The following is a 25,385-nucleotide window of genomic DNA, read 5'->3' as shown; positions in this document are numbered from 1 at the left end:
GTCTAGGAACGTCGCTTGCCCGGGGCAGCAGTGCCGGGCTGTCTGTCTGGTCACAGAGCGGCGCCCCGCCCTCCGGTCGGAGAGCGGGGCGCCGTGCCCGGTGCAACGGCGGCAGATCAGGACTTGAGGGAGTCGACCCAGTCCTGGTTGTCCGCGATCCAGGCCTCGACACCGGCGGCCGGGTCGTCCGGGTTCTCGTTGACGACCTGGTCCTCGAGGGTGCCGTACTGCTCGTCGTCCAGCTTGGCCTTCGACATCATCTCGGCGACGTCGGGAAACTCCTCGCTGAAGCCCGTGGTCGCGAGCTCGTGCAGGCCCTCGGCCTCGCCGAGCGCACCCTTGGGGTCCTCGAGGTCGCGGACGGGGAACTCGTTGTTCGCCCAGAAGGGACGCCACAGCGTGACGACGATGTCCTCCTTGGCGTCCACCGCCTCCTCGAGGGCGTTCAGCATGGCCGGCGTCGAGGACGTCTGGAGCTCCCAGCCGTCCTCGTCCAGGCCGTACTGCGGGATGACCTGCTCCTGGACGGCCTTGGTGAGGCCTGCGCCCGCCTCGATGCCGACGATCTTGCCGTCGTAGTCGGCCGACTTGCCGACGAGGTCCTCGATCGACGTGAGCGGCGAGTCCTCCGGGACGGCCATGGTCAGCTTGGCGGCGTCGTAGTAGGCACCGAGGTCCTCGATGTCGTCGCCGTACTCGTCCATGTAGGACTTGTGCGTGACCTCGGGCCATGCGGACGGGTACACGTCGATGTCGCCCTCGGCGAGCCCGGTGTACAGGGGCGCGGCGTCGTTGATCTCCTCGATCTCGACCGTGTAGCCCTCCTCCTCGAGAATGTTCTTCCAGAGGTAGGCGGTGCTCAGGCCGTCCGTCCACGAGGGGATGATGCCCATCGTGATGGTCTTGTCGCCGCCGTCGCTGCCGCCGCTGCCGCCGTCTTCCGAGGCGCAGGCGGTCATGCCGAGGGTCAGGGTGAGAGCCGCCGTGGCGACTCCGATCCGCTTGCCGGTCGTGCCGATCATCGGTGTCCTTCCGTTTCGTATGTGCATCGTCGTGTATGGAATCGTCGGGTGAGGAAGTTGTTGGTCCGCGGAGAACGGGCCGGTCAGGCCGCGCTCGTGGCGGGGGTGCGGGTGAACCGCTCCCGAAGCTCACGGAGCCGGCCGTGGCCCGGCCGGCGTGAGCCGATCGACGCGGTGAGCCGGTCCAGGAAGATCGCCAGGATCACCACGGAGATGCCGGCGTCGAAGCCGAGCGCGAGGTTGAGCGTCGAGATGCCGCTGACCACCTCGTTGCCGAGGCCTCCGGCACCCACGAGGCCGCCGATCACGGCCATCGAGAGCGACAGCATGATCACCTGGTTGACACCGGCCATCACCGTCGGCATCGCCAGCGGAAGCTGGATGTCCTTCAGGATCTGTCGTGGTCCGGCGCCGAAGGCCTGACCGGCCTCGACCACCTCGCCGTCGACCTGACGGATGCCGAGCTCGGTGAGCCGGACGGCCGGAGCCAGCGCGAAGATCACCGTGGCGACCATCGCTCCGGCCACGCCGATGCTGAACAGCTTGACCACGGGGACCAGCCAGACGAAGCCGGGCATGGTCTGCAAGAAGTCCATGACGGGCCGGAGGATGCGGCTGACGACCGCGGAGCGCGCCGCGAGAATGCCCAGCGGGACGCCGATGACCAGTGCGACCAGGGTGGCGACCACCACCAGGGCCAGGGTGTCCATGGCCGGGTCCCACATGCCCATCCCGATGATCAGGACCATGCCGACCAGGGTGCCGATCCCGAGCTTCCAGTCTCGGACGAGCCAGGCGAGCAGCGCGAAGATCACGGCGAGAACCAGCGGGTCCGGAGCCAGCAGCACCGCGGCGATCCCGTCGATCGCACCCGTGACGATGTCGCCGACGACGTCGAAGAACGCGTCGAACGTGTCCTTGAACCACTCGAAGCCGGTCTCCAGCAGGTCGCCGATCGGCAGCGGCGGCACGATCGTCAGGGGAGCGGCGTGCTCAACCACGGACTGCCTCCTTCGTCTGGTCGGTCAGGGGTTCGGCGGCTGCCGCCGTCTCGATCTCCGAGTCGGCCTCGGCGTACGCCGCGAGCGCCGAGAGCAGCGTGATGCGCGGGATGACGCCGCTGAGCCGGCCGGCGTCGTCGACCACGGCGATCGCCGGGGTCTCGGCGGCGGGGCCGAACAGGTCGGCGAGCGAGGTGTCGGGGGTGACGCGGGCGACGTCGGGCACCGGCTTCAGGAGGCTGGTGATGTCCTTCTGCTCCAGGTGCTTGCCGACCTCGTCCTCGGTGACGTACCCCTTCAGGGAGCGGTCGCGTCCGGTGACGAACAGGGCCGAGATCTGGTGCTCGCGCATCAGCTTGTGCGCGGTGCGTGGTCCTTGCTCGGCCCCGAGGACGGCGACGGGCGGTTCCATGACGGACGCCGCGGTCAGTACCCGGGTGCGGTCGACGTCGGCGACGAACTGGGCGACGTAGTCGTTGGCGGGGTCGGTGAGGATCTCCTCGGCGGTGCCGATCTGGACGATCCGCCCGTTGCGCATCATGGCGATGCGGTCGCCGATGCGCATGGCCTCGTTGAGGTCGTGGGTGATGAACAGGATCGTCTTGCCGAGCTTCTGCTGCAGCTCGATGAGCTGGTCCTGCATGTCGCGCCGGATGAGCGGGTCGAGGGCGCTGAACGCCTCGTCCATGAGCAGGATGTCGGTGTCGGCGGCGAGTGCGCGGGCCAGGCCGACGCGCTGCTGCATGCCGCCGGACAGCTCGCTGGGCAGGTGCTCGTCCCAGCCGGTCAGGCCGCACAGCTCGAGCGCCTCGTGGGCGCGCCTGCGGCGTTCCTCCTTGGCGACGCCCTGGGTCTCGAGGCCGTATGCGGCGTTGTCGATGACCGAGCGGTGCGGGAACAGCGCGAAGTGCTGGAACACCATGCTGATCCGCTCGCGGCGGAGGCGGCGCAGATCCTTGCCGGTGGCGGCGGTGATGTTCTCGCCGTGCAGCTTCACGTGGCCGGCGGTCGGGGGGTGGAGCCCGTTGATCATGCGGATCAGCGTCGACTTGCCGGACCCGGAGAGGCCCATGACGACGAAGATCTCGCCTTCTTCGACGGTGAACGACGCGTCGATGACGGCGGGGGTCAGGCCCGCCTTCTTCAGTTCGGTGGTGTCGGCACCGGCTTGGAGACGCTTGACGCCTTCGCGGCCTTTGCGGCCGAACACCTTGTACAGGTGGTGTGCCTCGATAGCTGGCACGGAGCCCCCTCTTCTTGGCGGAATCTGTGGGCTGGGGTAGAAACTTGAGACACACCCCTGGGGGCGTGGACCGCCGTTTACCAGATCATGGTCTGACTCGCACATGCAAACTGAGTAAGTTTTCGTTACCGGATCGTTCAGCACCCGCCGTGCCCGATCTGCCCTCGTCCCGGGGGCGGCGGTTAGGGCAGGATGTCCCCGTGACCCACGACGTGAACCCGCAGGCAGCGGACGACAACGAGCCGACCGACGCCGAGGGGGCGGAGTCCTTCGACCCCGCGACGTTCGACCCCGCGACCTTCGACCCTGAGGCGGTCTCTGCCGAGGACTCGGAGCTCGCGGCCGAGGTCCTGGACTTCTGGGCGGCCACCCGCCAGTACGCGGGCATGGCGAAGGCCAGCATCGTGGTGGGCCAGACCGTCAGCGAGACAGTGCCGCCGCAGGCCTGGTCGTTCGGCGACGAGCCGGAGCTGGCCGAGCGGCTGCTGGACGCGGTGCTCGCGGGCGACAAGACGGCGACGTCGTCGGCTCTGTGGGACTACGACGACGAGGGCGCGCCGCTGCCGGTCGTCGGTGAGCTGTCGATCCTGCTGGACGGCGAGAACCACCCGCGCGCCCTGATCCGCACCACGAGCGTCGAGACCGTGACGTTCGACGCGGTGGACGAGGACTTCGCGGCCGCGGAGGGTGAGGACGACCGCACGCTGGAGTCGTGGCGCACGGGGCACGAGGCGTACTTCCGCCGGAACCTGCCGGAGGGCCGGGAGTTCTCCACGGACATGCCCGTCGTGTGCGAGCGGTTCGAGCTGCTCTACCCGCGGTCCTGAGCTGCTTGCTCTCACTGCCCCGCGCGGCCTGGTCCACCCGAACCGTGAGCCGCGCGGACCGGGCGCGGGTCCCCGCCCGGTGCGTGCCAGGGCTCAGGCCGGAGTGAGTACCAGCCAGGCGAAGCCCACCACGCCCCGGTAGCCGTCCAGGTACTCCTCGCGCCGCCGGTCGGCGAAGGCACGGGCGCCCGGCGTGGCCAGCCGCTCGATGCCGGCCCGCCAGTCCGACTCGAAGTCGTCCCACTCGCCCTGCGTGGACGTCGCGGCGTGCAGCACCCGGAACCCCGCGTCGGTCGCGATCCGGACCAGGCCGGCGAGATCGGGCAGGTCCCCGAAGCCCTCGCGGACAGCGGCATCAGGCTTGGTCTCGTAGACGCCTTCGCCGAACAGCAGCGTGCCGAACGGGTTGGTCAGCCGGTGCAGTGCAGCCAGCGCGGGCGCCGGGCCCTCGCCCCAGATGTGGCTCGCGCCGATGTTGACGACGATGTCCGCCGGGCGGTCCCAGACGGTCGCGTCCGCGGTGTGGAAGGTGACCTGCCCGGCGAGGCCACGGTCGGCGGCGGTACGCCGGGCGGTGGTGACATCGGTTGCCTGGTTGTCGACCCCGTCGCCCCCGAGGCCGTGCTGCGCACAGAGGCGGAGCAACAGCTCGCCGGTGCCGCAGCCGAGGTCGAGGGCGCGTGAGCTCGCGCTCAGGGGCTGGACGCGGTCGATCAGCGCGGCGACCCGTTGCTCGCCGAGGGGCGAGTTGAAGGTGAGCCCGGTCCTTGCGGCCTGGAAGTACGGGCGGAGGTCCTCGTCGGCGACGGTCATCGGGCGATTGTCCGGTGGCGCGGCGGGTCCCGGCCAAGGCTTTTCGCGCGGCCCGGTCGGGTTGGTGGTGCTCTCCCGGGTCTCAGCCGTCCACGGCCAGGCGTCGGTCGACGCCGGTCCCGCGCTCGGGGTCGCTCCCGCGTACGTGGATCTCGGTGCTGGTCACGGACGCCCGGTACAGCCGCAGCTCGGCGGCGCCGCTGAGCTCGTCCACGCCGTACGCGCGCGCTCCCGGCCGGACGGAGGAGAACGCGGCGTCGACCGCTGGGACCAGCTCCGTGTCCGGGACCTGGGCTGCGGTGGCACCGAGGTAGACGGCGGCGACCTCGGGGCCGGGGTCGACCCGCGAGTTGAAGATCACGATCTCGACCCGCGGCCGCGCGGCGACGTTGCGCGAGTGCTGGGCGCGGGGCGACGAGATCCAGTAGAAGTCCCGATAGCCGGCGTGGCTGTAGTAGACGGGCGAGACGCGGGGCGCGCCGTCCGGCTGGACGGTGCCGAGGACCATGAAGTGGTTGTCGTCGATGACGCGACGTGCGACGTCCCGGGGTTCCGTAGCACTGGTTCTAGCACTGGTTTCCATGCCGGGTGGACCGGTGGCGAACCGCGAACTCATCGCAGGTGTCAGTGTCCCGTCCTACCGTGTCAGCATCGGCCCGGACCCACGGGCCGCCCCTGCTGACACGAGGTGATCGCGATGGCGCTGCGCTGGTACTCGACGGTGGTCGAGTCGACCGACCACAAGAAGCTGGCCCGTTGGTGGGCCGAGGCCCTGGGCTGGCACGTCATCTTCGAGACGGACGAGGAGTCCGTGCTGGTGCCGTCGTGGGCGGCCGAGCTCTCGGAGAAGCTGGACTTCCACCAGGTGCCGCCGGGCATGGTGTTCGTCCCGGTGGAGCACGAGAAGGTGGGCAAGAACCGCCTGCACTGGGACTTCGCGCCGCACACGAGCGACGACCGGGACGCGGAGATCGCCCGGCTGGTGGAGCTGGGGGCGACGGTGATCGACGTCGGGCAGCCTGCCGACGCGCCCTGGACCGTCCTGACGGACCCGGACGGCAACGAGTTCTGCGTGCTCTCGGCCAGGGAGCAGTAGCGGCAGGGTCCGGCGATGAGTTCCGGTGGGCGTCGTCGTCCACAGGTCATGGAGACGACGAGCACGAAGAACCTCGCGGGCCTCTACGACCTCCCGCCCCTCGACTGGGGAGCGGTGGCGGCGGGCCTGGACGGACTGACGCAGGCGCCGGGTACCGGGGGACCGGACCGGCACTCCCACTGGCTCACCACGATCAACGAGGACGGCAGCCCGCACGTCACCGGGATCGGGGCGATCTGGTTCGACGACGCGTACTGGGTGGTGTCCGGGCGTTCGGTACGCAAGGCCAGGAACCTCGAACGTGATCCGCGGTGCACCATCGCGGTCGCGACCACCGACCACGACACCGTCGTGGACGGCAGGGCTGAGCTGGTCACGGACCCGGCGGTGGTGGCGAAGGTGTCCGCGACGCTCAACGAGGGCGGCTGGCCGTGCGAGCCGGACCCGTCCGGAACGGCGCTCACCGCCCCGTACAGCGCCCCGTCGGCGGGCCCCGCCCCGTGGCACGTCTACCGTGTGACCCCCACGAAGGCCAACGCCGTGCTGGTGCGGGACCCGGGCGGAGCGACGTCCTGGACGTTCGGCTGACGCGCACACACGGCCCGGTCGACGGCCGTCCGACCGGGACACCGGTGCGTCCATTCCGTGAGACCCGCGTCTCATTCAGCCGGTCGCGCGCGTAGGCTCCGGACATGGCACAGGTGGGTAGGACAGAGGGTATCGACCTCGCAGTGGTCGCAGGTGACGGCATCGGTACCGAGGTCGTGGAGCAGGGCCTCTCGGTCCTCGAGGCGGCGCTGGCGCCGTCGGGCACCAAGCTCTCCACCACCGAGTTCGATCTCGGTGCGCGCCGCTGGCACGAGACCGGCGAGACCCTCACCGACGAGGACCTCGAGAAGATCAAGGGCCACGACGCGATCCTGCTGGGCGCCATCGGCGACCCGTCGGTCCCGAGCGGCGTGCTCGAGCGCGGCCTGCTGCTCAAGCTGCGCTTCGCGCTGGACCACTACGTGAACCTGCGCCCGACCAAGCTCTACCAGGGTGTCTCCAGCCCGCTGGCCGACCCGGGCGAGATCGACTTCGTCGTGGTCCGCGAGGGCACCGAGGGCCCGTACGTCGGCAACGGCGGCGCCCTGCGCGTCGGCACGCCGCACGAGATCGCCACCGAGGTCAGCGTCAACACCGCGTTCGGCGTCGAGCGCGTGGTCCGCGACGCGTTCGCCCGCGCCGCCGCCCGGCCGCGCAAGCACCTCACGCTCGTGCACAAGCACAACGTGCTGGTGCACGCGGGTCACCTGTGGCGCCGCACGGTCGAGCAGGTGAACGCCGAGTTCCCCGACGTCACCACCGACTACGCGCACGTGGACGCGGCCACCATCTACCTCACGACCAATCCGAGCCGGTTCGACGTGATCGTGACGGACAACCTCTTCGGTGACATCCTCACCGACCAGGCCGCCGCGATCAGCGGCGGCATCGGCCTGGCGGCGTCGGCCAACATCAACCCGGACCGCACGGCCCCGTCGATGTTCGAGCCGGTGCACGGTTCTGCCCCCGACATCGCGGGCCAGGGCAAGGCCGACCCGACGGCGACCATCCTCTCGGTCGCCCTCCTGCTGGACCACCTGGGCTTCGCGGCGGAGTCCGCGAAGGTCCACGACGCCGTCGCCGCGGACCTCGCGTCGCGCGGCGACGTCGTACGTACCACCGACCAGGTAGGCCGCGACATCGCGGCCCGCGTGACCGAGTAAGCCCGCTGCACGACGGCGGCGCCCGGGTCACGCAGAGCGAACCCGGGCGCCACCGTCGTACGTCGACGCCGTCCGGGGCAGGCGCCCGGCTCGGAATGCTCCTCCTGCCTTGCCGGGCGTGGAAGACTGACAACAGCATTCCGGTGAAAGGCATCGACATGACAACAACGACGGATCCCATCCTCCCGACGCGGCTCGAAGACCTGGTGGCGCTCTTCGACGTGCGGCCCACCGACGTGCCGACGCCGGACGCCGAGCGCGCCGAGGCGCTCAGCGCGCCGAAGTTCGGGACGGTGTTCACGGACCACATGGCGCGCATCTCCTGGACCAGCGCCGACGGCTGGAAGGACCGGCGGATCGAGAAGTACGGTCCGCTGCAGCTCGACCCCGCGACGGCGGTGCTCCACTACGCGCAGGAGATCTTCGAGGGCCTCAAGGCGTACAAGCACGCCGACGGCTCGATCTGGACGTTCCGGCCCGACCAGAACGCCGCGCGGTTCGCCCGGTCGGCGCACCGGCTGGCCCTGCCCGCGCTCAGCGTGGACGACTTCATCGGGTCGCTCGCGGCCCTGGTCCGCACCGACATCGACTGGGTGCCCGACGGCGAGGACTCCTCGCTGTACCTGCGGCCCTTCATGTTCGCGTCCGAGTCGTTCCTCGGTGTGCGACCGTCGCTCGAGGCCGAGTACCTGGTGATCGCCTCGCCGGTCGGACCGTACTTCGCGGGCGGCGTCAAGCCCGTGTCCATCTACGTCTCCGAGCAGTACCACCGGGCAGGACCGCCCGGAGGTACCGGCGACGCGAAGTTCGGCGGCAACTACGCCGCGAGCCTGCTGCCGCAGCGCGAGGCGCAGGAGCACGGCTTCGACCAGGTGTGCTTCCTCGACGCGGGCGAGAGCACGTACCTCGAGGAGCTCGGCGGCATGAACGTGTTCCTCGTGATGGATGACGGGACGCTGCACACGCCGGAGCTCGGCTCGATCCTCGAGGGCATCACCCGCGCCTCGGTCCTCCAGCTCGCGGCCGACCGCGGGTACGAGGTCGTGGAGCGGCGGATCCCGCTGACCGAGGTCGTGTCGGGCCTCGTGTCCGGCACGGTCAAGGAGTTCTTCGCGTGCGGCACCGCCGCCGTCGTGACGCCCGTGGGGCGCCTCGCCGGCAGCTCGTTCGACCACCAGGTCAACGGGGGAGAGCCCGGCGAGCTCACCATGGCGATCCGTCAGGAGCTCACCGACATCCAGTACGGTCGCGCCGCGGACCGCCACGGCTGGATGCGCCGCCTGGCCTGACCGGCCCCGCTGGTCGAGCCACACCGCTGGTCGAGCCACATCTGCTGGTCGAGCTGGTCGAGACCCCTCACGAGGTCTCGACCAGCCCGGCCAGCGACCTGGCTCAGCTCCAGAGCCGGCCGATCGCGTCCCGTGCCACGAGGAACCCCACGATCGCCACCACCCACGAGGTGGTGCTCGCCGCGTTCTTGGTGAGCCAGCGGTCCAGCCGCCCGAGCGGCCGTTCCACGAGCCGCGCCGCGAACAGCCGCGCCGCCATCAGTACGAGCGCCGGCGCGGTCATCACCAGGCAGTACCCCAGCACCCACACGCCCGACATCGGCCAGCCCGGACCCTGCGTCCCGATCAGGCCCAGCGCCGCGAGGTACGGAAGCATCGTCGCGACCTCGACCAGGCCGGCCCCGACCGCCAGCGTCGCGAGCGCCGCTCCGCTGCCGGACTCGCTGCCCAGCACCCGCTCGCGCCAGCGGCTCAGCCGCCCCGCCCGGCCGGGCACGGTGGTGGACGGCGCCGTCGCGTGACCGGCTGCGGTACCCGCCAGCACACCGGCTGCCGTCCCGCCCGCCGCCGGAGCACCCACCGGGGCAGCGCCGGCCGCCGACTCCGCCCGCTTCTTGGCGCTGCCCGGGTCCAGCTTGAAGCTCCACGCGAAGAGGCCCACGCCGACGACGAGCTGCGCGATCAGGAACGGCCGGTTGCTGGAGAGCGCGCCCAGGGTGTCGCTCAGCGCGCCGGCGCCGAGCAGGATCGCCAGCCCCACCAGCGCGTAGAACCCGGCGATCGAGCCGAGATAGACCAGCATCCGCCCCACCCGTACGCGTCCCGGGGACATGAGCAGCCACACGGGGATGAGCAGGGTGCCGAAGCTCGTCGAGTCGATGAGCGCGAGCACTGCCAGGGCGCCGATCAGTGCCGCGCCCGTGAGCTCGCCGGAGAGGAGGTCCATGCGGCACAGCCTCGCGCAGGCCATGTGTGCGCGCATCGTCCGAAGCGCCGAGAACCCGATACATCTTTTGGATGACCCGCACCGCTCTTCCTCGTGCTGAGATGGTGGCATGTCCCGCCCCGCCGACCTGATCGCGCCCGTCATCAAGGCGGTCACGAGTACGGTCACCAAGGCGATCATGGCCGAGGACCGGCGCGGCGACGTCATCACGGCGGTCGGGATCCTCGCCATCGCGCTCGCGCTCGACGCGCTCGGGCTGATCCGGACCTCGTGGCGCGGCCTCCCGGACGTGTCGTCCTGGTGGTTCGTCGTGCCCGCCGCCGTCGGCTGCGCCGCGCTCGTCTGGCGCCGGTTCCACCCGCTCGGAACGCTCCTCGTCGTCCTCGTCGCGTTCGGCGCGGACGTGGCGCTCGGCGGCAGCGTGGGCCTGCTGGTCGTCCTGTGGGAGGCGCTGTACTGCGTGCACCTCTACGGCCGCCCGGTGGCGCGCCGGGTCACCGTGGTCGGCGTCGGCGCGGTCTCGCTCGCCGCGATGATCGTGATCGGCGAGATCACGGGTGAGATCAGGTTCGCGATCCTTGCCGGGCTCCAGGCGGTCACCCTCCTGGTCATGCCGATGTGGTGGGGTGCGAATGTTCGCCAGGGCCGCGAGCTCACCGCCGCCGCCCACGAGCGGGCGCGGCTCGAACGGGAACGCAGCACGGCGCTCCTCCGGCTCTCCGAGGCGGCCCGGCACGACGCCGTCCGCGCCGAGCGCACCGCCGTCGCCCGCGACCTGCACGACGTCATCGCCTCGCACCTCTCCGCGATCACCATCACCTCCGGCGCCGCTCTCGCGGGTGCGGCCGAACCCGAGCGCGACCGCGCGGCGCTGCGCAGCATCCGGGCGGAGAGCCTGGCCTCGCTGCAGGACATGCAGGCCATGATCCGGGTGCTCTCCGCGGAGACCGGGCAGCGTGGCGCCGGAGCGGACGGCGCCGGTGCGGACGGCGGGACGCCGTCCGGATCGGTCCGGCCCGGAACGTCCGGCGGGGGCGGCTCCGACCTGCTGGCCGCGCCGCGCGTCGCCCAGCTGGGACCCGTGCTGGAACAGGTGCGGCTCGCGGGCCTCGACCTCGAGGTGACCGACCCCGGCGGCGTGCTGGACGGCGGCACGATCCTGCCCGCGGCGGTGGACCATGCTGTGTACCGCGTCGTGCGGGAGTCGCTGACGAACGTGCTCAAGCACGGTGGCGCCCGCGCGGAGGTGCGGGTCGCCGCGGGCGACGCGCTGGAGCTCGAGGTGCACGACGACGGCGTCCGCCCCGGCGGTGCTCCCCCCGACCCGGCCGAGGTCGGCGGCGGAACCGGGCTCGGGCTGGTGTCGATGCGCGAACGTGTCGAGTCGCTCGGTGGCTCCTTCGCCGCGGGACCGGCGAGCGCCGGGTCCGAAGGCCGCGCCGTCGTGGGATCGGACGACGCCGGTCCGGACGACGCCGGTTGGCTGGTCCGGGCGGTCCTGCCGCTGCCCGACCGGGTGCCGGACCGAGTCGCGGACCCGGCGGCGGACGAGCCCTCGCCGTCGGACCGGGAGACGGAACCGGCTGAGCCGGCGCGGTCGGGCCAGACCGTCCCGGGGTTCCACGCATGATCCGCGTCCTGCTCGCCGACGACCATGCGGCGATCCGCGCCGGCCTGCGCATGCTGCTCGCCACGGCCGGCGACATCGAGGTGATCGGCGAGGCCGGTGACGGTGCGGTGGCGGTCGCGAACGCGCGGGCGCTGCGCCCCGACGTGGTGCTCATGGATGTCCGGATGCCGGGGACCGACGGCGTGACGGCGACCCGACAGATCGTCGAGGAGGGCCTGGCGGAGGTCCTGGTGCTGACGACGTTCGACCTGGACGAGTACGTGTTCGGCGCGCTGCGTGCGGGGGCGGCGGGCTTCCTCCTGAAGACCGCCGAGGCAACGGCGCTGGTGGACGCCGTGCGGCACGTCGCCGCCGGCGACGGCGTGGTGGCGCCCGAGGTGACCCGGCGGCTCATCGCGGAGCTGGCACAGCCGCGCGACCGGAACGGCGGGGGCAACCGCGGCGGTCCCGTGCGGCCCCTGCCCGCGGACCTGACGCCGCGGGAGCTGGACGTCCTGGCCGGTCTCGGGGGTGGCCTCTCGAACGCGGAGCTCGCCACCGAGCTGATGATCAGCGAGGCCACCGCGAAGACCCATGTGTCCCGGGTGCTCGCCAAGCTCGGCGTCACGTCCCGGGTCCAGGCGGCGATCGCGGCCCGTGACGCGGGCCTCGCCTAAATCATCGAAGCGCTTGCGTCCGACCCTTGACTTCACCCTCGGGCGCCCCCAGCATGGGAGCGTTCCCACAGGTGCACACGAGAAAGGCCTCGTCATGCAGAGAACTGCGCGCACCATGGCCGGCATAGTCGCCGGCCTCGCACTGACCTTCGCTACGGTCGCCCCGGCGGCCGGAGCCGCAACGACCAGCGCCCCCGAGCCCGGCAGCGTAGCCGGCCAGACGCAAGCCAAGGACAAGCACAAGCCGAAGCACAAGCCGAAGCCGAGGACCACCATCGCGGACATCGCCGCGGACATGCAGCCGGGGTGGAACCTGGGCAACACGTTCGACGCGACCGGCAGTGACGAGACGTCGTGGGGCAACCCGCGCGTCACCGAGGAGTTCCTGGACCAGATCCGCGCCCAGGGCTTCAAGAGCATCCGCATCCCCGTCACCTGGGGCCAGCACCAGGGCACCGCTCCGGACCACACCATCGACCCGGCGTATCTGGACCGCGTCGAGGAGGTCGTGGACTGGGCGCTCGACGACGGCTTCCACGTGATGATCAACATCCACCACGACTCCTGGCAGTGGGTGAACACGATGCCCACGAACCATGACGCCGTCCTCGACCGCTACAGCGACACCTGGACCCAGATCGCCGACCGGTTCCGCGACGCCGACGCCCGTTTGCAGTTCGAGAGCGTCAACGAGCCGCAGTTCGCGAACAGCTCCGGCGAGGCCGCCGAGCTCGAGCTGCTGGCCGAGCTCAACAGCGTGTTCCACGAGATCGTGCGCGGCTCCGGCGGCGGGAACGCCACCCGGCCGCTGGTGCTGCCGACGCTGCACACCGGGTCCGATCCGGCCCTGCTCGACGCGCTCGCCGCGGAGATCGCCGCGCTGGACGACCCGAACCTCATCGCCACCGTGCACAACTACGGGTTCTGGCCGTTCAGCGTGAACATCGCCGGGTACACCCGCTTCGACGCCGAGGTGCAGCAGAGCCTGACCGACCAGTTCGACCTGGTGCACGCCGCGTTCACCGCCCGCGGCGTGCCCGTGGTCATCGGGGAGTACGGGCTGCTCGGGTTCGACCGGCACACCGGGACGGTCGAGCAGGGCGAGAAGCTGAAGTTCTTCGAGTTCTTCGGTCACGCGGCCCGGGAGCGTGGCTTCACGACCATGCTCTGGGACAACGGCCAGCACTTCGACCGCACGGCGTACACCTGGCGGGACCAGGCGCTGTTCGACCAGATCTCGTCGAGCTGGACGGAGCGCTCGGGGACGGCGTCGTCGGACCTGGTGTTCGTGCCCGCCTCGGGTGACATCACGGAACAGAGCCTGACGCTCAACCCGAACGGGACCACCTTCGAAGCCCTCCTGCACGACGGCGCGGAGCTGGCGGCCGGGACCGACTACACGCTCACGGGCGATCGGCTCACGCTGTCCACGGCGCTCCTGGAACGGCTCGCGGGCGACCGGACGCCCGGTCCGGCCGACGAGCTGGTGGCCCGGTTCTCGGGCGGCGTGCCGTGGACGGTGCACGTCATCAACCAGGAGACGCCGGTGCTGGGGGCCGCCTCAGGGACCACGGCGTCGTTCGAGATCCCGACGTCGTTCACGGGCGACCAGCTCGCCACGATGGAGGCGACCTACGCCGACGGGTCGAACGCTGGGCCGCAGAACTGGACGTCGTACAAGGAGTTCGACGTGACGTTCCGGCCGGACTACGAGGCCGGCACGATCTCGCTCACCCCGGAGCTCTTCGCCGAGGTCAACGACGGGACGGTCCACCTGACGTTCCACTTCTGGAGCGGCGACACGGTGCGCTACACCCTGACCAAGAGCGGCACCACGGTCACGGGCGCCCCCTGACGCGTTCGTCGGGCATACGGCTACTGCCGGGTCAGCACGTGCTGACCCGGCAGTAGCCGTATGCCCGACGCCGGACGGTCAGGCCGTCGGCGTGCGGCGTACCACCGTGCGGCTCAGCGTCCCCGTGAGCAGGGAGTAGACCGCGGAGCCGATGATGATCCAGATGATCGCGGCGAGGATGGCGGGCACCAGCTCGAACTGGCCCGCGAAGGGCACCGCGGCGAGGATCACCGTCGCGAGGGCGACCACCCAGCCGAAGAACGACCGGGGCCGGGGCGTGCTCATCACGAGCAGATAGAGCACGGCCGCCGCCGCGAGCGCGAACAGCGCTCCCGCGACCACCCAGGCCATCATGTCGGATCCGGTGCCGAACAGGTCGGCCTGTGCCCGGATCTCGAGGTTCAGCACTTCCCCGAGGATGAAGTTCGCCGCCAGCCCGATCAGGGCGGCCACGAGCGTCGTCGCGAGCGCTCCGGCCCAGAAGCGGCCTACCTCGAGGCCGAGCCGAGGATTCTCGGTGCCGGACGTGACGGGTTGGACGGCTGCACCGTCGGCAGTCCGTCCCACGGGCTGCGTCGGAGTCCCAGGAGTCTGTGCCGGCGGCGGATAGACCGCCGGCGGCGGCTGCTCCCCGTAGTCGGCGTCGTAGGGTCGGTTCGGGTCACTCATCGCGGTACCTCCCGGTTGTGAGCCCTATGTCCACTCCACCACACATCTGCCCAGGCCGCACGGCACAACAGGGCTCACAACCGGGATCCTGCGAGGATCAGCGAGCGCCCTGGAGGTCCAGGACCAGATCCTTGACCGCGGTCGCCGGTACCTGGCCGGCGTCGTCCTCGACCCAGCGGGCGACCGACGCCGGTACCCGGTCGTCGGAGCAGAGCACGAGCGGTGTGTCCGCCGACGAGTCCGGCAGGCGTCCGTGCGTCCCGCGCACGTACGACGCGTCGAGCGGGGTGGTGCTCATTGCGTACCGCAGTCCCAGCTTCTTGCGCACCAGGTTGAGGCCTGCCTTCGCCTTGGCCAGCGGGTCGGCGGGGTTGAAGAACAGCTCGGCGGGGTCGTAGCCCGGCTTGCGGTGGATGTCGACGCCGCGGGCGAACTCGGGTGCGCGGTCGTCGTCGAGCCAGTAGTAGTACGTGAACCACGCGCCCGGCTCGGCCACGACGACGAGCTCGCCCGCCCGCTCGTGGTCCAGCCCGTACCTGGCCTGCGCCTCGCGGTCGAGCACCTCGTCGACGCCGGGTGCGCCGCGCAGCAGGTCGGCCACCCGGGTCACGTCCGCCGGGTCGTCGACGTACACGTGCGCCACCTGGTGGTCGGCGACGGCGAAGGCGCGCGACGTCCACGGGTCGAGCTGTTCCCGGCCGTCCTGCGTGTAGACCTCCAGGAAGCCCTCGCGCCGCAGCAGCCGGTTGATGTCCACCGGCTGGTTCGCCGGCCCGATGCCGTACTCCGAGACGACCACGACGGTGACACCCGCTGCCTCGGCGTCGTCGAGCAGGGGGCGCAGGACGACGTCGAGCTCGGCCGCCGCGCGGTCCGCCTCGGGCGACTCCGGCCCGAAGCGCTGCAGGTCGTAGTCGAGGTGCGGCACGTACGCCGTCGTGAGCTGGGACTTCCGGGTCCGCAGCAGGTGCCTCGTCACGTTCACGATCCACTGCGACGAGGCGATGGACGCCGTCGGGCCCCAGTAGGTGAACAGGGGGAAGTCGCCGAAGCGGCCCACCAGGTCGTCGTGCAGCGCCGCGGGCCGGACGTACGCGTCGGGCGACTTGCGTCCGTCGGCGTGGTAGATCGGGCGGGGCGTGACGGTGATGTCGGTGGTCATGCCCATCGCGTACCACCAGCAGACGTTGTCGGCGGCGTACGTGGGGTCGTGCCGGCGGGCCGTCTCCCACACCTTCTCGCCCGCGACCAGCTTGTTGTGCTGGCGCCAGAGGTACACGTCGCCCAGCTCGCGGAAGTACCAGCCGTTGCCGACGATCCCGTGCTCGGCCGGCATCATGCCGGTCAGCATCGTCGACTGGACGCTGCACGTCACGGCGGGCAGCACGGTGGCGAGCTCGGACTGCCAGCCGGCCGCGGCCAGCCGCCGCAGCCGCGGCATGTGGGCCAGCGCCCGGCCGGTGAGACCGACGACGTCGAGCAGCAGGACGGGCTTCATGTCGTGGTTCATGCGGTGACTCCTTCCGTGGTCAGCAGGTTCTCCCGGGCCCAGCGCAGCTCCGCGGCGATGCCGGAGACGAGCTCGTCGGCGCCGTCGGGCAGCACGTCAGGCGGCAGCACCGACCACGTGTAGGTCTCGACGTCGAGGTGCGCCTCGGCGCCGTGCGGTGCGGCCAGGACCGCGGTGACGGCGTCGCGCAGCACCTGCGTCGTCGCGGCGAGCGGCGGGGCGGGCTCGTGGTGCAGGGGCACGTGGAAGTGGACCCGCCACGGGCCGTGGCCCGGCAGGGCTGGCCGGCGCTCGGTGTTCCCGAGCGCGACGGGCAGGTCGTCCGAGGCCAGCACGTCGCCGGAGGCCGTGAGCTCGCGCACCTGGTGCAGGTAGCGCTTCTCCACGAACCGGGCGACGGCGTCCCGCGCGCCCGGCGCCGACAGGTCCGCGACCTCCAGGGCCGCGGACGCCTGCACCTTGACCACCCGCAGGCCCGAGTCCGTGATCCGGCGGACGGCGCCCGCCGGGTCGGCGAACGAGACCGCGAGGTGGCACGTGTCCAGGCAGACGCCGATGTACTCGGGGTCGATGCGCCGGTCCTCCGGCCACTCCGGGCCGGTGCGCGCCGAGAGCCACGCGACGACGTCGTCCACCGTGTCCAGCACGCAGCCCGGCTCGGGCTCGACAGCTATGCGCACGGTCCGGCCGGTGCGTGCGGCCAGCTCGCGCAGCTCGGCGGACAGCGTGGCGAACGCCTTGGTCGCCTCGTCGTCGTCGGCGCGGGTCCAGGGGGCGCGCCACGCCAGGGGCAGGGTGGAGATGGACCCGGAGGCGCCGTCGGGCAGCAGGTCGGCCAGCACCCGCGCGCAGGCGAGGACGTAGTCGAGGCGGGCGCGTTCGGCCCAGGTGGGGGAGTAGACGGCGAGCTTGACCACCTCGCGGTGGAAACCGCCGTACGGGAAGGCGTTCAGGGTGTGCACCTGGAGCCGGTGCTCGGCGAGCGCCGCGCGCAGCCGGTCCCGGTCCTCGGCGGACGTGTCGAGGCGGTGCGCGAGCTCGGCGGGCAGCCACAGCCCGACACCGAGGGTGTCGAGGCCCGCGGCCTCGCGCACCGGCCCGGAGTACCGGGCGAGCTGGTCGATGACCCCGTCGAGGTCCTCGGACGGGTGGACGTTGGTGCAGTAGGAGAGCAGCATCTCGGATCCCCTCAGGCCCGCGCGCCGCGGAGGACGGAGGAGCCCTCGAACTCGACGCCGGGGGTGGGCGGCGCGCCCTCGGTGAACCCGGGTACGGGGTCGAGCACGAGGTTGCCGGACTGCCCGTAGAACGCGACGGGGTTGCGCCACAGCACCTGGTCGACGTCGTCCTCGGAGAACCCGGCGGCCAGCATGGCCTGCCCGGTCTTGACGGTCTTGAGCGGGTCGGAGCGGCCCCAGTCGGCGGCGGAGTTCACGATCATGCGCTCGGTGCCGTACTCCTGGACCAGGGCGACCATGCGGTCCTCGTCCATCTTGGTGTCGGGGTAGATGGAGAACCCCGCCCACGCGCCGGCGTCGCGCACGAGGGCGACGTTCGTCTCGTTCAGGTGGTCCACGAGTACGCGCTCGGGCGGGAGCCCTGACTCCTGCACGACGTCGAGGGTCCGGCGCGTCCCCGACAGCTTGTCGCGGTGCGGGGTGTGCACCAGGACGGGGAGCTCGGCGTCGCGTGCCATCTGCAGCTGCGCGGCGAACACCTCGTCCTCCTCGGGGGTCATGGAGTCGTAGCCCACCTCGCCCACGGCGACCACGCCGTCCTTCAGCAGATAGCGGGGCACCTCGGCGAGCACCTCGCGGCAGCGCGGGTCGTTCGCCTCCTTGGGGTTCAGCGCGATCGTCGCGTGGTGCCGGATGCCGAACTGCGCGGCGCGGAACCTCTCCCAGCCGAGCAGGGAGTCGAAGTAGTCGGTGAACGAGCTCACGCTGGTGCGCGGCTGCCCCAGCCAGAACGCGGGCTCGACGACCGCCCGCACGCCCGAGGCGTACATGGCCTCGTAGTCGTCGGTGGTGCGGCTCGTCATGTGGATGTGCGGGTCGAGGATGCGCAACGTCACTCCTTCGGGGTGCTGGGCGTGGTGCCGAGCCGGGTGTTCGCGAGCGGGCCGTTCGTGAGCAGGCCGAGATCGGTGGGCACGGGGCGGCCGGCCGCCTGGCGCTCCGCCGCGAAGTCGCGGGCCATGCGGTCGAGCTCGTCGTCGGCACGGTCCGCGAGGCCGCTCGCGGCCTCCAGGCTCACCTCCTGGAAGACGAGCTTGAGGATCGCGTGCCGCCACGTGTGCTGGTCCAGGTGCCGGGCACCGAACGGGCCGACGGCGGCCGCGACGAGGCTCGGGTCGTTGGTGCGCAGCGCGTCGGCGGCGAGCTCCAGGCCGGCGGCCACGAGCGCGGAGGCGTCGCTGCCGGTCCCGGCGTCGGATCCGGCGTCGGCATCGGCAGCGGGCCCGCCGAGGCTGCCGCGTTCCGCCAGTGCGTCGAGCCCGCGCAGCACGCCGCGCCGCTCGGCGGCGTCACCCTGCCGGTAGAGGGCGACCAGGCGTTCCGCGCAGTCCGGGCCGGTGCCCACGGCATCGGCCAGCGAGACGACGAGTGCGGCCCGGGCCGCGTCGTCGACCGTGCCGTGCACGACGCCTGCCGGGTCGGTGTCGGGGCGCCGCGGCGCTCGGCCCACCCGGCGGGCGGCGAACGCGAAGGCACGGGTGATGCTGTCCGGGTCGCGGGCGACCTCGGCCCGGGCATCGGTCAGCCAGTCCGAGCCCGCCAGGTCGGTCGGCAGGTCGTTCGGGAGCCTTCCCCGCACGGCGCTCGCAGCAGGACGGTCAGCGTTCATGGTCCGGTCCTTTCTCCGGTCGGCGTGCCGATGACGGTGGCCCACGCCCGCATGAGGGCGGCGCGGCTGTCGAGGGCGAGCCGGGGCGCGTCGTGGGAGTGCCGGGGCAGCTCGACGGCGGCGACGCCCGTGTACCCGACGTCGGCGAGGGTGGCGAGCACCGTCGGCAGGTCGATGGCGCCCTCCCCGAAGGGCCGGTGCTCGTGGTGCGTGCGCGGCATGTCGTCGAGCTGCACGTTGCTCAGGTAGGGCGCGGCGGCGCGGAGGGCCCCCTCGACCCCGCCGCGCTCCACGACGAGGCAGTGTCCGACGTCGACGGTGATCCCCAGCTCGGGCGGCATGCCGACGTCGGACAGGAGCCGCAGGGCGTCGTCGACCGTCTCGACGAGCATGCCCGGCTCGGGCTCGATCGCGAGCCGCACGCCGCGTTCCCCGGCGTACTCGACCAGGGCGGGGATGCGGTCGCGGAGCCTGGCCCAGCCGTCGGACGGAGCGGCGTCGGCCGGCAGGATCCCCGAGAAGAACGAGACGCAGCGGGCGTCGAGGTCCGCCGCGACCTCGATGGCCCGTTCGAGATAGCGCATGCGCAGGGCGGCGTCTCGGTCGACGAGCGTGGGACGGTGCTTGTGCAGCGGGTCGAGCAGGTACCGGGTGCCGGTCTCCACGACCACCGCCGCTCCGGAACCCCCACGCATCCGTCCGAGGTGGGCGCGGACCGCGGTGACGTCGTCGCCGGCCAGCGGCGCGAACGGGTCCAGGTGCGGGAACCCGAGGGTGAGCGCGACGGCGTCGTACCCGACGTCGTCGAGCACGTCGAGCGCCGTGTGCAGGGGGTGGTCGCCGAAGCCGTTGGTGCCGTAGCCCAGCAGGAACGGCGGCCTCATGTGATGCTCACCCCCGCCGCGCCGCGGGCGCGGCCGAGCAGCCGCAGCCCGTACCCGACGGCGGCGACGCCGGCCAGGAGCGCCGCCGTGCCGAGGCCGCCGGAGCGGGCCGCCCAGGTGGCCTGGAGCGGCACCATCGCCTGGATCCCGGACCGGGTGGCGGTGCGGGCGTTGGCCGCCGTCGGCGTGGCCGCCGCGCGGACCTGGGCGGGCAGACAGGTCGCCGCGTAGGCGCCGGCGGCCGCGACGGTGGTCCAGCGGACGGCGGAGCGGCGGCCGGTGGTCACCGAGCCGGCGGCCGGGGCGGTGGCCGCCGCTGCTGCCGCACCAGCGAGGGTCCCGACGGCGACACCGCCCGCGATCCCCGCCGTCGTGCCGTGCACCTCGCCGCGGGAGAGCACGGTGACGCCGAGCGTGTGGGCGGCCAGGCCGGCGGCGGCCGGGAGCGCGGACCGCAGGTGCCCGGGCGTCGCGCCCAGCAGCACGTCCAGCCCGCGGCACGCGGCCATGACGAACGGTCCTGTCGGGTGCTCCTTGGCGACCAGGTCGTAGGTCCAGACGCATGCGGCGAGCGGGACGGCGACCGCGAGCGCCCGGCGGCCGCCGGCGGCTCCGGCCGCCGCGATGCCGCCCGCGGTGAGCGCGGTGCCGACCAGGAGCGCGCCGCGCGGCGTGACCCGGCCCGAGGGGATGGGCCGTTCGGGGCGCTCGGTGGCGTCGAGGTGCCGGTCGGCGTAGTCGTTGAGGGCCATGCCGCCCAGGTAGAGGCAGGCGGAGGCGACCGGCAGCAGGGCGTGCCGTCCGCGCAGCGCCGTCGGCGTGCCCGCGCGGGCGGCGGCGAGCCCCGCCAGGGAGTCGCCGACCACGCTCAGGGCCGCGGGCGCGCGGACGAGCTCGGCGAGGTCGCCGAGACTGGGCCGGTGCGCCGGACCACCCGAGGTGGGGCGGGGCGTGTCGTCGTGCAGCGGAGGGTCGAAGCGGGGACTGAACCGGGGTTCCGGCACCGGCCTCATGACCGGACCTGCGCCGAGGTGCGGCGGACCCATTCCTCGAGGGCGCGGGCCTGGTCGGCGGCGTCGTGCACGTCGGAGTCCCACGGGTCCTTGAAGAAGAAGCCCAGCTCCGGGACCGCGCCGCTGATCCCCGCGGCGTGGGCGAGCGCGAGCAGGCGAGCCAGGTCGAGGACGAGCGGCGCGGCGAGCATCGAGTCGTGGGCGCTCCAGGTGGTCTGGAGCGTGAGCCGCGAGCCGAGGAACCCTTCGACGTGCACGTGGTCCCAGGCGACCTTGGTGTCGCCCAGGTCGGGCACGTTGTCGATGTGCAGGGGCGTCGTCTCGCTCCCGGTCAGCGCTGTCAGTCCCCGGGACTTGGTGGCGAGCTTGCTGCGGACGGCGTCGGGGTCGGCGAGGGTGGCGCCGTCACCGCCGCCGAGCAGGTTGGTACCCGCCCACGACAGGACCTTCAGCCCGCGCGCCGCGAACGCGGGCGCCAGCACCGTGCGGAGCCAGGTCTGGCCGGTCTTGCCGTCCTGCCCCGCGACGGGGATGCCGCGTTCGCTCGCGAGCTGGGCCAGGGCGGGGATCCCCATGCCGGCCGACGGCGTGAAGGCGGCGTACGCGGCTCCGGCAAGGATCGCCGCGTACGCCGAGACGGACGACGCGGGAAGCACCGCGCGGGCCGGGTCGGCGAGGGCGGTGAGCAGGGCGTCGAGGTCGTCGTGCTCGGGCACCAGGGCGACCGGCGCCTCGGTCGAGGACAGGTCGATCACGACGACGCGTGCCAGGTCGTGCCGCTCGCGGAAGGAGGTGATGTCGGCGGCGAGCCGTTCGGCGACGGCCTGCTGGGAGGTGTCGTCCGTGTCGGCGCGCGGGTCGTATCCGGGACGCACCTCGGCATCCGCCCGTTCGACCGCGTCGTGGGTGGCGGCCAGCAGCCGCGGCGGGATCATCCCGGTCTCGACGAGGCACTCCGCACGCTTCGTCATGGTGACGGAAGAGATGTCGTGCCCGCCCACCACCAGGTCCGCGAACTCGGGCAGCCCGGCGGACGTGAATGGCTCCCGTGCGGTGACGCAGCCTGTCGGCGGGGCCTGCCCGTCGGCGATGGCCGCCAGTCCCACGGCTGCGGTGCTGGCCACGGAGCCACGGGCTCCGACGAACCAGATTCCAGTGCGTTCTGCTGCGTTGTGGCGTGCAGAGGCGTCGTCGTGCATCATCGCTCCCCGGATCGACATCGTCGTCCTGAGCAACCTATCCCGGACTTATGGCGATTAGCAAACAAAAGTTCAAAGATCCGCGCAAGAAGCGAGATGACCGACATCGACCGGAAATTCTCCGCTGCTGGAGGGCTGGCGGAGAAGAAGCGTGGGCAGCCCACCAGCCCTTCCCGGGACGGTGCGTCAGCCGAGCCGCTCCAGCACCCGCCGTGCCGCGTGCACGCCGGACAAGCCGTGCACGCCGGGGCCGGGCGGGGTCGAGGACGAGCAGAGCCACACCCCGTCCGCGCCGGTCGCGTACGGGTCCGGCAGGCGGGCCGGTCCCAGCGCGAGGCGGGGGAGTGTGAGCGCCCCGCCGAGGATGTCGCCGCCGACCAGAGCGGCGTTGTGGTGCGCCATACGTGCGGCGGGCACGCACCGGGAGGCCACGACCACGTCGCGGAATCCCGGGGCGAACCGTTCGATCTGCCGGACGACGTCCCCTGTCACGTCGCGGTCGGAGCCGAGCGGTACGTGCGCGTAGGCCCAGAGTGGCCGCAGCCTGCCGGACGCCCGCCCCGGGTCCACCACCGAGGGGTCCGACACCAGGCACACCGGCCGCTCGGCGTGCCGTCCCGCCGCGACGTCGGCCTCCGCCCGCGCGATGTCGACGAGGGTGCCCGACACGTGGACCGTCCCGGCCCTGCCGACGTCGGTCACCTCCCACGGGACCGGGCCCGAGAGCACGAGATCGACCTTGGCCGCCGCGCCGCGTCGAGGGGGCGCCGCGAGCCGACGTCGGACCGCTGCCGGCATCTGGTCGCCGAACACGGCTGCCACGACCTCGGGCGCCGTGTCGAAGAGGTAGGCCCGCGCGGGCGGCAGGTCCGCGCGGGACGCCACCCGGTGGCCGGTGACGAGCTGCCCTCCCGCCGCCTCCAGCGCGCCGACGAGCGCGTCGACGATGGCCCGCGAGCCGCCGCGCGGGACCGGCCATCCGGCGCCGTCGTGCGCCAGCGCCGCGAGGAGCAGTGCGACGGCGGCCGCGGGCACCGAGGGCAGCGGCGTGATGCCGTGGGTGGCGACGCCGGCGAGCAGTGCGGGCGCCACGTCACCGCGGAAGCCCAGGGCGCGCTCGCTCCCGGGCCGGAGCATCGTCCCCGCGGCGCCGACGCGGGCGCCCAGGGCCGCGAGCAGGGCCACGTCCCGCACGCTCGTCGTTCCCCGCAGCACGGCGCCGGGCAGCCGGGGCAGGTCGCCGAGGGCCAGCCCGGCGAGCCTTCCTGCGTCCCTGGACAGCCGCCCCACCATCCGCTCCCAGGCGCGCCCGTCCGCGCCGAGTCCCTCGACCGTCCGGTCGAGGGAGCGGTACGCGATCCCGGCCCGCCCGCCCGGGAGCGGCTGCGCGTAGGACACCTCCGGCGTCAGCAGCTCGATGCCCAGATCGCCCAGGAACGGTGACGCCCAGGCCATCGGGTGCGCCGCCGAGCAGATGTCGTGCACGATCCCGGGCGCGAGGCCGAGGTCGAGCGTGCGTGCCCCTCCGCCCGGGACATCCTGTTCCTCCAGCACCGTCACGGCCAGGCCGGCGCGGGCGAGCACGAGGGCGGCGGCCAGCCCGTTCGGGCCGGCCCCGACGACGACGGCGTCCGTCACGTCGCCTGCTCCTTGCCGGCGACCCCGGGGATCACGGGCATCCCGGTGATCCCGGCGCTCGGTACGGTCCCGGCGATCCGTGCCGTCCCGGAGGTCCCGGCCGGAGTCCGTCGCCGCCCGGCGGCAGCCCGCCCGCCGGTGTCGGCCGTCGCCCGAGCCGTGGACCAGTGCGCCGGGACTCCCGTGGCCAGGACCACCGCCCAGACCGTCAGCACCCACGCGGCGTAGTCGATGCCGAGGAACGCCCAGATGCTGCCGTGCATCAGGGTCACCGCGGCGGCGAACGGCAGCCGGGCCGGCTGCCAGGCGAGCCACAGAGGTGCCGACAGCTCGAGGGCGAGGGCGCCGCCGGCCAGCAGGTTCGGCAGCAGGGGGGTGTCCGCGACGAGGTGGGTCAGCCCGTCCCCGAAGGGCGAGCTGCCCTGACGCAGGATCCACGCCATCGAGTCGCCGAGCACCCAGTCGGAGCCGCCGTGCGCCACCTTCTGCGCTCCGGTCAGGAAGTAGACGCAGCCCAGCACACCGAGCGCCGCGCGGGGTGGCCAGCCCCAGGCCGGGTCCGCGGCCTCGGCAGAGGGTCCGTGCGGCCCACCCGGCCCACCCGACCCACCCGGTTCCCGCGCGTCGGGCGGAAGGTCCGGCGTCCCGGCGAACAGGAGCGGGAACGCGACCGTGAGACCCAGGAGGTCGTTGTGCGTGAACTTGCCGGACGCACCCCACAGCCCCGCGAGCACGAGCAGCGCACCCCAGGCGAGGGCGAAGCCGGCGTGCGGCGACCTCCGGGTCAGCACGAGCGCGACGCCCGCGAGCCCGGCGATCTGGAGCGCGGTCAGCATCGGCGCCGGGACGGGGCCCGGCAGCCAGCCGAGGAGCCAGAGGTGCTCGGTGAGCTCGGGAGGCCGCTGCGCGATCAGCGTCCAGTCGCGCGTCGCGAGCCGCAGGCCGAACAGGAGCGCCAGCAGTGTCCGCAGGTTGTGGACGCGTCCGCCCGGCCCGGGCGCGACGAGCGCGGCGTCCAGCCTCCGGAGCAGCGCCAGCGCCCTGCGGAGCAGGGCGGTCACAGCTCGCTCCCCGCGGTGAGCCCACCCGTCCACACCACGTCCTCGACCGTCTCCGACCAGGCGAGCGTCGCGGGGTCCACCACCCGGCGCACCCGCTCGGTGCGCAGGTCCCGGACCGCACCCGGGTCCAGGCCGGCCTGCTCCAGCCAGGTCGTGAGCATGACCTGGCGGGTGGCAGGGTCGGCGTCGTCGAGCTCCGGGAGGAAGTTCTGGGTGGGCCCCAGCACGGGGTCCGTGCCCCTGCCGACCGCGGTCTCCCGCCCGTCGTCGAGGGTGGCGACAAGCCGGGTGGCCGTGACGGTGTCGGTGCGCACGCCGCTGAACAGCTTGTACGCGGACAGCGGCCAGAAGTCGACCTGCGCCACGCCGGCGGCGAGCAGCATGCTGAGCGTGCCGTAGGTGACGCGGCGTGCGAGCCTCATCGGTCCTCCTCGG

The 25,385-nt window shown here is 72.6% G+C and carries 25 protein-coding genes; 8 read left to right on the top strand and 17 right to left on the bottom strand.

The features are described from left to right. Window positions 1-116: 116 nt before the first annotated feature. The 3 genes from LUU90_RS09755 to LUU90_RS09745 all read right to left on the bottom strand — a co-directional run bounded on the left by LUU90_RS09755 (window position 117) and on the right by LUU90_RS09745 (window position 3,266). On the bottom strand, window positions 117-1,022 hold the full coding sequence (locus LUU90_RS09755) for a glycine betaine ABC transporter substrate-binding protein (protein WP_275003184.1): 906 nt from the start codon (window positions 1,020-1,022) through the stop codon (window positions 117-119). A gap of 83 nt (window positions 1,023-1,105) precedes the next feature. Further along, window positions 1,106-2,023 carry an ABC transporter permease gene (locus LUU90_RS09750; protein WP_275003183.1) on the bottom strand — a complete coding sequence of 306 codons (918 nt, stop codon included), beginning with the start codon at window positions 2,021-2,023 and terminating at the stop codon, window positions 1,106-1,108. Then, window positions 2,016-3,266: a quaternary amine ABC transporter ATP-binding protein gene (locus LUU90_RS09745; RefSeq protein WP_275003182.1), complete on the bottom strand. Its 1,251-nt coding sequence runs from the start codon at window positions 3,264-3,266 to the stop codon at window positions 2,016-2,018. The genes LUU90_RS09750 and LUU90_RS09745 overlap by 8 nt, the downstream gene beginning before the upstream one ends. A gap of 200 nt (window positions 3,267-3,466) precedes the next feature. On the opposite strand from LUU90_RS09745, the gene LUU90_RS09740 reads away from it, so the two are divergent. Continuing rightward, a complete protein-coding gene (locus tag LUU90_RS09740; protein ID WP_275003181.1) occupies window positions 3,467-4,093 on the top strand; it encodes an ASCH domain-containing protein in 627 nt (208 codons plus the stop codon). A gap of 93 nt (window positions 4,094-4,186) precedes the next feature. Here the strand turns inward: LUU90_RS09740 and LUU90_RS09735 are convergent, their stop codons facing one another. Further along, the gene (locus LUU90_RS09735; RefSeq protein WP_275003180.1) at window positions 4,187-4,906 is read right to left on the bottom strand and encodes an SAM-dependent methyltransferase; all 720 of its coding nucleotides are present in this window, start codon (window positions 4,904-4,906) and stop codon (window positions 4,187-4,189) included. Window positions 4,907-4,988: 82 nt separating this feature from the next. Beyond that, on the bottom strand, window positions 4,989-5,522 hold the full coding sequence (locus LUU90_RS09730; protein WP_275003179.1) for a pyridoxamine 5'-phosphate oxidase family protein: 534 nt from the start codon (window positions 5,520-5,522) through the stop codon (window positions 4,989-4,991). A gap of 81 nt (window positions 5,523-5,603) precedes the next feature. On the opposite strand from LUU90_RS09730, the gene LUU90_RS09725 reads away from it, so the two are divergent. From LUU90_RS09725 to LUU90_RS09710, 4 genes are all read left to right on the top strand, one after another. After that, window positions 5,604-6,002: a VOC family protein gene (locus tag LUU90_RS09725; RefSeq protein WP_275003178.1), complete on the top strand. Its 399-nt coding sequence runs from the start codon at window positions 5,604-5,606 to the stop codon at window positions 6,000-6,002. A gap of 15 nt (window positions 6,003-6,017) precedes the next feature. Continuing rightward, a complete protein-coding gene (locus LUU90_RS09720; RefSeq protein ID WP_275003177.1) occupies window positions 6,018-6,590 on the top strand; it encodes a pyridoxamine 5'-phosphate oxidase family protein in 573 nt (190 codons plus the stop codon). Between the two features lie 104 nt (window positions 6,591-6,694). Beyond that, window positions 6,695-7,753, top strand: a complete 1,059-nt coding sequence (locus LUU90_RS09715) for a 3-isopropylmalate dehydrogenase (RefSeq protein WP_275003176.1) — start codon at window positions 6,695-6,697, stop codon at window positions 7,751-7,753. A gap of 158 nt (window positions 7,754-7,911) precedes the next feature. Next, window positions 7,912-9,042, top strand: a complete 1,131-nt coding sequence (locus tag LUU90_RS09710) for a branched-chain amino acid aminotransferase (RefSeq protein WP_275003175.1) — start codon at window positions 7,912-7,914, stop codon at window positions 9,040-9,042. Between the two features lie 103 nt (window positions 9,043-9,145). On the opposite strand, the gene LUU90_RS09705 is transcribed toward LUU90_RS09710, so the two are convergent. Next, a complete protein-coding gene (locus tag LUU90_RS09705) occupies window positions 9,146-9,988 on the bottom strand; it encodes a GAP family protein (RefSeq protein WP_275003174.1) in 843 nt (280 codons plus the stop codon). Between the two features lie 109 nt (window positions 9,989-10,097). Here LUU90_RS09705 and LUU90_RS09700 point away from each other — a divergent pair, with 109 nt between their 5' ends. The 3 genes from LUU90_RS09700 to LUU90_RS09690 all read left to right on the top strand — a co-directional run bounded on the left by LUU90_RS09700 (window position 10,098) and on the right by LUU90_RS09690 (window position 14,129). After that, on the top strand, window positions 10,098-11,618 hold the full coding sequence (locus LUU90_RS09700; protein WP_275003173.1) for a sensor histidine kinase: 1,521 nt from the start codon (window positions 10,098-10,100) through the stop codon (window positions 11,616-11,618). Then, entirely contained in the window at window positions 11,615-12,274 is a 660-nt protein-coding gene (locus LUU90_RS09695; RefSeq protein ID WP_275003172.1) for a response regulator, read from the top strand. The genes LUU90_RS09700 and LUU90_RS09695 overlap by 4 nt, the downstream gene beginning before the upstream one ends. 94 nt (window positions 12,275-12,368) lie before the next feature. Beyond that, a complete protein-coding gene (locus tag LUU90_RS09690) occupies window positions 12,369-14,129 on the top strand; it encodes a cellulase family glycosylhydrolase (RefSeq protein ID WP_275003171.1) in 1,761 nt (586 codons plus the stop codon). 78 nt (window positions 14,130-14,207) lie between these two features. Here LUU90_RS09690 and LUU90_RS09685 read toward each other — a convergent pair whose 3' ends face one another. The 11 genes from LUU90_RS09685 to LUU90_RS09635 all read right to left on the bottom strand — a co-directional run bounded on the left by LUU90_RS09685 (window position 14,208) and on the right by LUU90_RS09635 (window position 25,372). Continuing rightward, entirely contained in the window at window positions 14,208-14,798 is a 591-nt protein-coding gene (locus tag LUU90_RS09685; RefSeq protein ID WP_275003170.1) for a hypothetical protein, read from the bottom strand. Window positions 14,799-14,895: 97 nt separating this feature from the next. After that, window positions 14,896-16,308, bottom strand: a complete 1,413-nt coding sequence (locus LUU90_RS09680) for an alkaline phosphatase family protein (RefSeq protein WP_275003169.1) — start codon at window positions 16,306-16,308, stop codon at window positions 14,896-14,898. After that, a complete protein-coding gene (eboE, locus tag LUU90_RS09675) occupies window positions 16,305-17,486 on the bottom strand; it encodes a metabolite traffic protein EboE (RefSeq protein ID WP_275003168.1) in 1,182 nt (393 codons plus the stop codon). Before eboE ends, LUU90_RS09680 begins: the two co-directional genes overlap by 4 nt. A gap of 11 nt (window positions 17,487-17,497) precedes the next feature. Further along, window positions 17,498-18,382: a TatD family hydrolase gene (locus LUU90_RS09670; RefSeq protein WP_275003167.1), complete on the bottom strand. Its 885-nt coding sequence runs from the start codon at window positions 18,380-18,382 to the stop codon at window positions 17,498-17,500. Continuing rightward, window positions 18,379-19,155: an EboA domain-containing protein gene (locus LUU90_RS09665; protein WP_275003166.1), complete on the bottom strand. Its 777-nt coding sequence runs from the start codon at window positions 19,153-19,155 to the stop codon at window positions 18,379-18,381. The genes LUU90_RS09670 and LUU90_RS09665 overlap by 4 nt, the downstream gene beginning before the upstream one ends. After that, window positions 19,152-20,039, bottom strand: a complete 888-nt coding sequence (locus LUU90_RS09660; protein WP_275003165.1) for a sugar phosphate isomerase/epimerase family protein — start codon at window positions 20,037-20,039, stop codon at window positions 19,152-19,154. The genes LUU90_RS09665 and LUU90_RS09660 overlap by 4 nt, the downstream gene beginning before the upstream one ends. Further along, window positions 20,036-21,052 (bottom strand): SCO3242 family prenyltransferase, encoded by a 1,017-nt coding sequence (locus LUU90_RS09655; RefSeq protein WP_275003164.1) that lies wholly within the window; start codon window positions 21,050-21,052, stop codon window positions 20,036-20,038. The genes LUU90_RS09660 and LUU90_RS09655 overlap by 4 nt, the downstream gene beginning before the upstream one ends. Then, window positions 21,049-22,251, bottom strand: a complete 1,203-nt coding sequence (locus LUU90_RS09650; RefSeq protein ID WP_275003239.1) for an inositol-3-phosphate synthase — start codon at window positions 22,249-22,251, stop codon at window positions 21,049-21,051. The genes LUU90_RS09655 and LUU90_RS09650 overlap by 4 nt, the downstream gene beginning before the upstream one ends. 186 nt (window positions 22,252-22,437) lie before the next feature. Then, entirely contained in the window at window positions 22,438-23,889 is a 1,452-nt protein-coding gene (locus LUU90_RS09645) for a phytoene desaturase family protein (RefSeq protein ID WP_275003163.1), read from the bottom strand. Then, complete coding sequence (locus LUU90_RS09640) at window positions 23,886-24,950, bottom strand: hypothetical protein (protein ID WP_275003162.1); 1,065 nt, start codon at window positions 24,948-24,950, stop codon at window positions 23,886-23,888. The genes LUU90_RS09645 and LUU90_RS09640 overlap by 4 nt, the downstream gene beginning before the upstream one ends. Beyond that, window positions 24,947-25,372 carry a hypothetical protein gene (locus tag LUU90_RS09635; RefSeq protein WP_275003161.1) on the bottom strand — a complete coding sequence of 142 codons (426 nt, stop codon included), beginning with the start codon at window positions 25,370-25,372 and terminating at the stop codon, window positions 24,947-24,949. Before LUU90_RS09635 ends, LUU90_RS09640 begins: the two co-directional genes overlap by 4 nt. Window positions 25,373-25,385: the final 13 nt, after the last annotated feature.

This window comes from Promicromonospora iranensis (assembly GCF_028994775.1).
In the GTDB taxonomy this organism is placed as follows: Bacteria; Actinomycetota; Actinomycetes; order Actinomycetales; family Cellulomonadaceae; genus Promicromonospora; species Promicromonospora iranensis_A.
The sequence above is the reverse complement of the archived record's forward strand: the minus strand, read 5'-3'. Positions and strand labels throughout refer to the sequence as shown.

What these genes read in the sequence shown, in the direction of transcription:
- LUU90_RS09755 (WP_275003184.1), bottom strand. Translation starts at nt 1,022, where the DNA reads ATGATCGGCACGACCGGCAAGCGGATCGGAGTCGCCACGGCGGCTCTC.
- LUU90_RS09735 (WP_275003180.1), bottom strand. Translation starts at nt 4,906, where the DNA reads ATGACCGTCGCCGACGAGGACCTCCGCCCGTACTTCCAGGCCGCAAGG.
- LUU90_RS09730 (WP_275003179.1), bottom strand. Translation starts at nt 5,522, where the DNA reads ATGAGTTCGCGGTTCGCCACCGGTCCACCCGGCATGGAAACCAGTGCT.
- LUU90_RS09725 (WP_275003178.1), top strand. Translation starts at nt 5,604, where the DNA reads ATGGCGCTGCGCTGGTACTCGACGGTGGTCGAGTCGACCGACCACAAG.
- LUU90_RS09720 (WP_275003177.1), top strand. Translation starts at nt 6,018, where the DNA reads ATGAGTTCCGGTGGGCGTCGTCGTCCACAGGTCATGGAGACGACGAGC.
- LUU90_RS09715 (WP_275003176.1), top strand. Translation starts at nt 6,695, where the DNA reads ATGGCACAGGTGGGTAGGACAGAGGGTATCGACCTCGCAGTGGTCGCA.
- LUU90_RS09710 (WP_275003175.1), top strand. Translation starts at nt 7,912, where the DNA reads ATGACAACAACGACGGATCCCATCCTCCCGACGCGGCTCGAAGACCTG.
- LUU90_RS09705 (WP_275003174.1), bottom strand. Translation starts at nt 9,988, where the DNA reads ATGGACCTCCTCTCCGGCGAGCTCACGGGCGCGGCACTGATCGGCGCC.
- LUU90_RS09700 (WP_275003173.1), top strand. Translation starts at nt 10,098, where the DNA reads ATGTCCCGCCCCGCCGACCTGATCGCGCCCGTCATCAAGGCGGTCACG.
- LUU90_RS09695 (WP_275003172.1), top strand. Translation starts at nt 11,615, where the DNA reads ATGATCCGCGTCCTGCTCGCCGACGACCATGCGGCGATCCGCGCCGGC.
- LUU90_RS09690 (WP_275003171.1), top strand. Translation starts at nt 12,369, where the DNA reads ATGCAGAGAACTGCGCGCACCATGGCCGGCATAGTCGCCGGCCTCGCA.
- LUU90_RS09685 (WP_275003170.1), bottom strand. Translation starts at nt 14,798, where the DNA reads ATGAGTGACCCGAACCGACCCTACGACGCCGACTACGGGGAGCAGCCG.
- LUU90_RS09680 (WP_275003169.1), bottom strand. Translation starts at nt 16,308, where the DNA reads ATGAACCACGACATGAAGCCCGTCCTGCTGCTCGACGTCGTCGGTCTC.
- eboE (WP_275003168.1), bottom strand. Translation starts at nt 17,486, where the DNA reads ATGCTGCTCTCCTACTGCACCAACGTCCACCCGTCCGAGGACCTCGAC.
- LUU90_RS09665 (WP_275003166.1), bottom strand. Translation starts at nt 19,155, where the DNA reads ATGAACGCTGACCGTCCTGCTGCGAGCGCCGTGCGGGGAAGGCTCCCG.
- LUU90_RS09660 (WP_275003165.1), bottom strand. Translation starts at nt 20,039, where the DNA reads ATGAGGCCGCCGTTCCTGCTGGGCTACGGCACCAACGGCTTCGGCGAC.
- LUU90_RS09655 (WP_275003164.1), bottom strand. Translation starts at nt 21,052, where the DNA reads ATGAGGCCGGTGCCGGAACCCCGGTTCAGTCCCCGCTTCGACCCTCCG.
- LUU90_RS09650 (WP_275003239.1), bottom strand. Translation starts at nt 22,251, where the DNA reads ATGCACGACGACGCCTCTGCACGCCACAACGCAGCAGAACGCACTGGA.
- LUU90_RS09635 (WP_275003161.1), bottom strand. Translation starts at nt 25,372, where the DNA reads ATGAGGCTCGCACGCCGCGTCACCTACGGCACGCTCAGCATGCTGCTC.